The organism is Micromonospora maritima (assembly GCF_902825405.1).
Lineage (GTDB): Bacteria > Actinomycetota > Actinomycetes > Mycobacteriales > Micromonosporaceae > Micromonospora > Micromonospora maritima.
The window spans coordinates 1-2,170 of sequence record NZ_CADEAU010000717.1; the positions used below are offsets into that span (position 1 = coordinate 1).

Here is a 2,170-nt window from a genome sequence, read left to right on the forward strand (position 1 = left end):
GGGATGATCGTGGTGTCCGTGGCCGCCGCGCCGGAGGTGCCGGCCGCCGACGTGCTCGCCGCCGCGCAGGAACTGGCCGTGGCCGCCGCCGTGGTGCCCGACGGTCCGGTTCCGGGCCGACGGTCGCTGTTCGACCTGCCGCTGGGCGAGACCTCGCTGTGGCACCTGCGCGAGGAGCCCACCCGGACGTTCGCCCCGGACGGCCGCGTCGAGCACGCCAGCGCCGTGCTGCCGTGCTGGTCGGCGCGGAGCCGGCACGACCTCACCGGGGCCGGGCTCGGCTTCGACGCGGCGGCGCGGGCGCTGGGCGGGCTGCTCGGGCTCGCCGAGCCACCGTTCGAGGCGGCCCAGTCGGCGGTCGCCCGATTCGGCCGGTACGGCTTCGAGGCCGCCGCGGTGACCGCGTTCGGGATGGCGGCCGGCCTGCCGCCGGAGGGCGTCGCCCGGGTGGCCGACCTGCGCTTCGCCCATCCGTACGCGGTGGTCGCGGTCGCCACCGACGGGTCCGGCGGCCCCTGGCACGCCCTCCCGGTCTACTCCGCCTGGGTCACCGACCCGGAGGACGTGCCCGCCGACCAGGCGGAGTAGCGCGGCCCGGCGCAGGCCCTGGCGCTCAGGAGCGCGGGCCCAGGAACAGGCCGCCGGTGGCGTCGATGACCTGCCCGGTCACCCAGCGTGCGGCGTCGGAGGCGAGGAACGCGACCACGTCGGCGATGTCGTCGGGCCCGCCCAGCCGGCCGAGCGCGGTCATCCCGGTGATCAGCTCGGTGAGGCCGGGTGTGTCGAAGACCGGCCCGTTGGTCGCGGTCCGGGTGGCGCCGGGCGCGACCGCGTTCACCGTGATGCCCCGGACGCCGAGCTGGTTGGCCAGGGTCAGGGTCATCGTCTCGACCGCGCCCTTGGTCATGGCGAACGAGGTCTGGGTGGCGTTGGCCATCCGGGTCGACGCGGACGAGATCGTGATGATCCGGCCGCCGTCGCGGAACAGGGGCAGCGCCCGTTCGACGATGAAGTACGGCGCTCGGACGTTGACCGCGAAGAGGTGGTCGAAGGCCGCCCGCGTGGTGGCACCGAGCGCGCCCGCCGGCGGTGCCGCCGCGTTGTTGACGAGGATGTCGAGCGGCCGCCCGGCCAGACCCGCCTCGACGCCGGCGAACAGCGTCTCGACGTCCGCGTCCACGCCCAGTTCCGCACCGACGGCGTACGCGGCGCCGCCGGCCCGCACGATCCGGTCGACGGTCGCGGTCGCGCCGTCCTCGTCCGTGCCGAAGTGCGCGGCGACGACCGCTCCCCGCGCGGCCAGCCGGACGGCGATGGCCTGCCCGATCCCCCGCGACGCGCCGGTCACCAGGGCTGTCCTTCCGATCAGGTCGCTCACGGTGTTAGCCACTCCCTAAGTGTTAGTAACTATCAGGATGGTAGTGTCTACCACATGGCTGGGCGACACTCCACCCTCCGGGAGCAGCGACGGGCCGAGACGCACCGCCTGATCCAGGCGCACGCGGTGCGGCTGTTCGTCGCGCGCGGATACGACGGCACGACGGTGAACGACGTCGCCGAGGCCGCGGGCGTGTCCGCGATGACGGTGTACCGGCACTTCCCCACCAAGGAGGACCTCGTCCTGGCCGATCGGAACGGGCCGCTGGTCGCCGAGCGGATCGCCGCGTCCCCGGCCGGACAGCCCCTCGTCCGCCGCATCGGCGGCGCGCTGGTGGAGTCGGCGCGGTCACTGACCGAGGGCGACGACCGCTTCCTCCTCGCCCGCCTCCGCCTGATGATCGCGACGCCCGCCCTGCGCGCCCGTCACCTGGACAACCACTACGTGCTGCAACGGGCCATCGTGGACGCGCTCGGTGACGAGGCAGCCGACCCGGACGCGGCGTTCCGCGCCACGGCCGCGGCCAGCGCCTGCCTGGCCGTCATGCACACCGCCCTGGTGCGGTGGGCGGAGGACGACGGCCGCGCCGACCTGCCCGACCTGATCGCGACCGCACTGGCCGCGGCCTTCGACATCCCCGGGCCGACGCCCCTCGGCGCCTCACCGCCCCCGGCGTGACGCCGGAGTTCACACCGATCCACCGGCTCACGACGACACGGACCCTGCACCGCCCGGGCGGGGCGGAGAGCGGGTGGCGCGGCCGAGCGGGACACGGTGCGCGCCGCCGACGGT

2 protein-coding genes and 1 pseudogene are annotated in these 2,170 nt (G+C 75.3%); 2 read left to right on the forward strand and 1 reads right to left on the reverse strand.

Going from position 1 to position 2,170, the window contains the following annotated elements:
• Positions 1-588, forward strand: a pseudogene (locus HUW36_RS31440) (hypothetical protein); the annotation flags it as partial.
• Positions 589-613: 25 nt separating this feature from the next.
• Here HUW36_RS31440 and HUW36_RS31445 read toward each other — a convergent pair.
• Entirely contained in the window at positions 614-1,378 is a 765-nt protein-coding gene (locus HUW36_RS31445; RefSeq protein WP_174531394.1) for an SDR family oxidoreductase, read from the reverse strand.
• A gap of 54 nt (positions 1,379-1,432) precedes the next feature.
• Between HUW36_RS31445 and HUW36_RS31450 the strand changes: the two genes are divergently transcribed.
• Complete coding sequence (locus HUW36_RS31450) at positions 1,433-2,056, forward strand: TetR/AcrR family transcriptional regulator (RefSeq protein ID WP_174531395.1); 624 nt, start codon at positions 1,433-1,435, stop codon at positions 2,054-2,056.
• The last annotated feature ends 114 nt before the right edge of the window (positions 2,057-2,170 follow it).

Excerpts from the sequence above, each read along its gene's own strand:
- HUW36_RS31450 (WP_174531395.1), top strand. The coding sequence starts at position 1,433 with ATGGCTGGGCGACACTCCACCCTCCGGGAGCAGCGACGGGCCGAGACG.